We start from the raw sequence: 5,676 nt of genomic DNA on the forward strand, positions 1-5,676 counted from the left end.
AGCCAACACCCTGTTTGGCATCGGTAACTAATGCAGCGAGCTTATAATCAAATTCATCTTATTTAATCACTTCACTCACCAAAATTACAGGAATAACATCAGTGTAATTTTTAAAGTCTGCACGAATAGTATCTCTATTGGGCGTTACAGCCGCCTGGTATTCATTTAGGCTTTTTACATAAAATGTGCCTATTGCCACAAAGGGTAAAGGTTGGTTAGGAATACCACTTGACAGCCCTTTTTCGATGGTGTATTTTACCAGATTGGTTCCTAAATAACCCGCTACCATGGGCATGTGCTTAGTTTCATAATACTCCATATTGAAGGTTTTCCCCTCGGCATAAGGATACATAACGGATACCTTAATTAAGCCTTTCTCAGCTTGCTTTTCTTGACTAAACACCATAAAATAAGTTGTTAAAAGCAAAAACGATAAAATTAGTTTAATTTTCATAACCTATTGATTTTGAATACAAATATTCAATTTTTTTTGCTTTCTATAACATAGGATATCAGTTGTTAGGTTACTATTTTTATATTTCCGCTAATCCATTAAAACGTACTGGCAAAAGCAACAGCGGATCTCCCAACTATTATTGAGATCCGCTGTTGACCTAGTCTTAATTAATCATCGATTTATTATCTTCCGTGTTCCGATCAATCAACTTGTAGATAGGATCGATCCCAACTCTTACCGGCTTTTCTTTTAACCTGATGACAATAATTGATTTGTCTTTGGTGAATTTGTGCTTCTGCAGATAAATAATTTTTTCTTTGCCTTTTTTATCCATCGCATAAGCACCGATGTCAATATAATCTTTAATGGGTGTCAACTTTTCATTTCCATCTTTATCGGCATAATATTTTAATGTCTGCACCGGGATACTGACCTCAAACATGTTTCCAACTTTTTTAGCAGTCGGATTAATTACCCTGTTCTCAAATAATGTAATCTTGCTGAACAGGTCATCAACCACATATTTCAAACTGTCGGGCGTTACCTCTTTAAAATAAGCTGTTAGCACATTGGTTGTTAAATAATTGTCCGTGTTTCCATAGTTAGTTACCAGTTTTTTTAAAGCCTTGTTCACATTCTCTTCGCCAATATAATCTTGTAAGGCGAAGTAGGCCAGTGTACCTTTTTGGTAATGAATATAGCCTTGTCCGTCTGTCTGGTCTAAGGAATTTTCCTTTTTCTTTTCTGTCGATCTTCCCCTCAGGTACCCGTCCAATTCATATTTGAGGTAACGGCTCAACTCCTCTATTGGTAGTGTTTGTTTAAGGAGCATCAAGGCTGCATACTGCGATAAACCTTCTGAATACATCTGGTTGCCCACATTGCCTGATTCAGCGACCAAGTGCCCCCACCATTGGTGAGCCAGCTCATGAGCGGTTACATAGTAACCCATGTCTAATTTTTCCGGGGCGTTTTTAAAGATAAAACCGATTGATTCAGAAAATGGAATGGTATTTGAAAATGACTGAGCAAAACTCCGGTAACGTGGAAATTCTATAATCCTCACTTGTTGGTACAGGTATGGGCCAAAGTTTTTGGTATTATAATCTAAACCCTTTTTCAGGGAGGCAAACATCACATCTATATTAAATGGATGGCTTTTATGGTAGTAAATTTCTAAGTTAACATCGTTCCACTTTTGCTTTTTGACCTCATACTTACCAGAAATGATATTAAAAAAATTGAAGATTGGTTTATCCATTTTATAATGAAAATACGCCCTATCGTTCTCTTTCCAGGTTTTAATTAAATAACCTGGGGAAATTGCAGTTTGATTTGCTAATGTACCTATGGTAATATCCAGGTTGGTTCGTCCCCGCTGACCGAAAAGATTATGCAATCTTCCCTGTTGATCGTCAATTGGAGGTAAGCCTTCCTGCTCTTTTAACCCACGTTTTTTACGATCTTTGGTTTCGGCTAATTCCAACTCCCTATTATATCCAAATTGTGGGAATATATCAAAATTGTTAATGAAAGTACCGTTTTCCGCATAGGAAACATTGCTATTCTGGTTCTTGAAGCCTTTTACGTTCCTCCTGCCTTCCAGTTGAAGATAGAGAGAATCGCCAGGTGCCAGGGGAGATTGAAGCTGATAGACCATAAATTTATGGTCCTTGTATTTTTTCACAAGCCTCATGGGCACCGAGAACTCCATTTTGCTGAATGTCAAATCATCATCGCCAGGCATTTGTAGGAGCAACTGACTTATTTTGTAGGGCATTAAATTTTTATACGTTATTTTTGCTGTCAGCGCCAGATCGCCGTTATTTGGATAGAGTTCGACTTTAGCGACTATATCAGAAACACTTGGCTGCAGCGTTTTGCCATATGTAGCTTTTAATGTTTTTTCATAACTCGCCTGCTGATCCTTCACCCATTCTGGATGGTTATAAGTATTTAAAACCGAAATATTGTATAGGTAATAGGATCCCATCGCTAAAGTAAGCAACGCACCAAGACTTAAATAAACAAGCTGAGATCTTTTAAATCGCTGCTTGAAATTTCCCATCCTGGATTTTAAACTGGTTTCTGTACCACGCTGACTAAACATTACGGCCAGAACGAGCAAAATTATACCAATCCCCACCCAATATAATTTAAGTACCACAAACTTCTCCATACCTAATGCAAAGCCATTCATATCAGAATAATTGCCCAGGTTTCCACTGTTTGGAATGAGCAGGTTATTGAATACTTTCATCTGACTGGAGAACAGGATGTACATATATAACAACACTGATAAAGCAAAGCCAAGAAACTTATTGTTCACAATACTTTGCATAAACAGCATAATGGCCAGGTAAATAAGCATAGAAATATATAACCTGGATAAAAGCACGAGAAAGTATACGTCGAATTCTATATTTGTGAAGCCCTTAAACAGTTGAAGGGCTATCCCAATAGGGATGAAACAAAGAATATATACCAATATCATTCCCGCCAGCGCAATAAACTTACTAATGATCGGGACACTAAGACTGATAGGCAAGGAGTCATATATCTGGTGAAAATTAAGCTGTTTTTCTCTCCAGACCATTTCACCTGCGTAAAAAAGAGTCATGATGGCAATAATTGGAAAAATCTCTTCTGCAACAAAGCCCGCAATCATGGAGGTTACGGGATATAGATCCTGGCCATTCCACTGACTGGCATACTGTGCATCGACCAATAAGATAATCAAACCTATCAGGCCAATGCCAATAAAAGGGATTGAACGAATTATTTCCTTAAAATAAAGGCTTGCCAATGTGGTAATTTTTTTGAAGTTGCTGCTATAGGAAGGTTTTACGAAAGGTATTGGAGCAAGTATTGCCGCCACGTTTTCCTGGGTTTTTGCTTTCTTCCTTTTAAAGAGCGCTGACGGAATAGATCTGAATTTAAAAAGAACAAATAATATAATGGCTACAAGCACCGCTAAACCCATCCATAACAGCCTGTTGAGCAGCAGGTAGCCTGTAAATGGAACGCTAAGCAGATTTTTTTCCGCCACCGTCCAATACCTGGTTTCAGCTGTGAAAGCATAATAACCAAATGGATCGAAAATACCCGCCTTTTCAATATTCTCTACATCGCCGATCAGGGTTCCTGCGATTAAATATATGGCAATGAGCACAATTGCCTGTAGGTATACAAACAGCATTTTTCTGCTTAAGGCACCACTTGCAAAAAAAATACAGGAACAAACAAAAATGTTGGGCACAATGAGGATCAGCCAGGGGCTGATGTACTGTCCGATGCCCACACTGAGCAAAGTATCCTGGTCTAGCCATGGCATTTGGCAACCTAGGAAGGTGCCAATAAGATTACCTGTACTGATGAGCAAGAGAATGAAAAATGAGCCTAAAAAGCGACCCGCTAAATAATTAAACTTCGTAAGGTTTGTTGTAAAGATCAGGGATTCCATTTTATGCTCAAAATCCCTGAGTATTGGCACGCCCATTACGGCAGAGGCAAAAAAGATGCCCGGTATAATAGAAAGTGTTCCCGCTATGCCAAATAATACGATGGAAGAATTTTGTTTAATCTTACCAATGTCACCCCCTATATTGATACCGTCCCAGCTTACCGCTAAAAAAGAGAGTAATAAGAAGATGACGAAATAAATATAGGTTGCCGGTCGGTTCAGTCGATACCTAAGTTCAAATTTGATAACTTCTAATAACATATGCTTAAGAATTAGCTGTTAATAATTCTTCATTTGTTTTAGAGATATAGGAGAAATAAACGTCCTCCAAATCTGGTTCTACCTGGGTAAATCCGAAACCGGGATTGTGGTCTGCCAATACATGTAAAGTAGGCTTTCCTGCAACGAGCTTATTAGAAATCACATTTAACTGCGCTGTAAGTGCTTCTGCCTCCCCCTTATCTACCCGTTTGCGCCATATTTTGCCATTAATTTCTGCTAATGCCTGTAAAGGATGGCCCTGCATGAGCACCTGCCCTTTATTTATAATCGCCATATCTGTACACAATTCTTTTACGTCTTCTACAATGTGGGTAGACAGGATAACGATGGTGTCTTCACTTAATTCTCCTAATAGATTTAGAAAGCGGTTTCTTTCGGCAGGATCTAAGCCAGCCGTAGGCTCGTCTACAATAATTAACGTGGGATTGGATAGCAGCGCCTGGGCAATTCCAAAACGTTGCTTCATTCCGCCAGAATAACCTGAAAGGTGTTTCTTTCGGTCATTGAAAAGATTTGTCTTATGCAGCAAACTCGTTACCAAGGATTTTCTTTCTTTGCTATTATCGATTCCCTTTAAAACGGCAAGATGATTCAACAAGTCCTCTGCAGAAATTTTAGGATATACCCCGAATTCCTGTGGCAGGTATCCTAAAGTTTTTCTTATAGCATCTTTCTGGCTCAAAGCGTTAATCTCTCCCAATTGTATGCTTCCTGAATCTGGTTCCTGCAAGGTGGCTATTGTTCTCATCAAGCTTGATTTACCAGCGCCATTTGGGCCCAGTAAACCAAACATTCCAGAATTTATCGTTAAATTAATTTGCTTGAGGGCATGAACACCATTTGCATAGGTTTTAGAAAGGTTAGTAATAGTTAATTTCATATAGTTAGGGTTTGGAACACAATATATAAAATAAACTTTAACTTAATAAATATTCGCTTTAATTGTTTAACAAAAACATGTGTCAATAATTAACATGATGTAACTGTTTTATTTGAAGATAGTTGGCTGCTAATAGAGAACATTCAACGCATAGTGGTTATGCATTTGCGCATTCCGGTCCTGAGATGAAATCATCTAAGGTTTTTCTGATTGCATCCATCCAAAGAAGCAATGGCTTATGTAAAAAGCGGCCGTGCGAAAGGGACATCGATGCTCTCAATCCTTTTCATCTTTTTTGTATACTTTGTATTGTGCACAAAACACAGCAATGCCACAAAATGCGAAACATTCTAAAGAACTCACCGCGTTAACCGCGTCTTTATCCGGCCCCGAATACCAGGCTGGAAGATGTAATAAGAGTAACCATAAGAAAAGCATAAGGGAGAGTAACAAAGAAACCGGCGTTCTGAATACATTAATTCCAATAAAAATTCCGGAGCCTAATAAAGCTATTCCTGTTAAATAGGTCCAAAATGGTTTGAAAGGAATCCATTTTGGAACCAGCGAGCTCACTAAATCAATATACACAAAGTG

The 5,676-nt window shown here is 38.4% G+C and carries 4 protein-coding genes; all 4 read right to left on the minus strand.

What is annotated here, in order from left to right:
- Positions 1-58 precede the first annotated feature (58 nt).
- Positions 59-454: an EthD family reductase gene (locus ACR2F7_RS00725; protein ID WP_432711693.1), complete on the minus strand. Its 396-nt coding sequence runs from the start codon at positions 452-454 to the stop codon at positions 59-61.
- A 166-nt stretch (positions 455-620) separates the two neighbouring features.
- A complete protein-coding gene (locus ACR2F7_RS00730; RefSeq protein ID WP_432711694.1) occupies positions 621-4,181 on the minus strand; it encodes a M1 family aminopeptidase in 3,561 nt (1,186 codons plus the stop codon).
- A 4-nt stretch (positions 4,182-4,185) separates the two neighbouring features.
- The gene (locus tag ACR2F7_RS00735) at positions 4,186-5,082 is read right to left on the minus strand and encodes an ABC transporter ATP-binding protein (protein ID WP_432711695.1); all 897 of its coding nucleotides are present in this window, start codon (positions 5,080-5,082) and stop codon (positions 4,186-4,188) included.
- Between the two features lie 276 nt (positions 5,083-5,358).
- The coding region (locus ACR2F7_RS00740) for a hypothetical protein (RefSeq protein ID WP_432711696.1) at positions 5,359-5,676 on the minus strand (318 nt) is incomplete at its 5' end.

It is taken from the genome of Pedobacter sp. (assembly GCF_045628745.1).
Classification (GTDB): domain Bacteria; phylum Bacteroidota; class Bacteroidia; order Sphingobacteriales; family Sphingobacteriaceae; genus Pedobacter.

What these genes read in the sequence shown, in the direction of transcription:
- ACR2F7_RS00725 (WP_432711693.1), bottom strand. Translation starts at nt 454, where the DNA reads ATGAAAATTAAACTAATTTTATCGTTTTTGCTTTTAACAACTTATTTT.
- ACR2F7_RS00735 (WP_432711695.1), bottom strand. Translation starts at nt 5,082, where the DNA reads ATGAAATTAACTATTACTAACCTTTCTAAAACCTATGCAAATGGTGTT.
- ACR2F7_RS00730 (WP_432711694.1), bottom strand. Translation starts at nt 4,181, where the DNA reads ATGTTATTAGAAGTTATCAAATTTGAACTTAGGTATCGACTGAACCGA.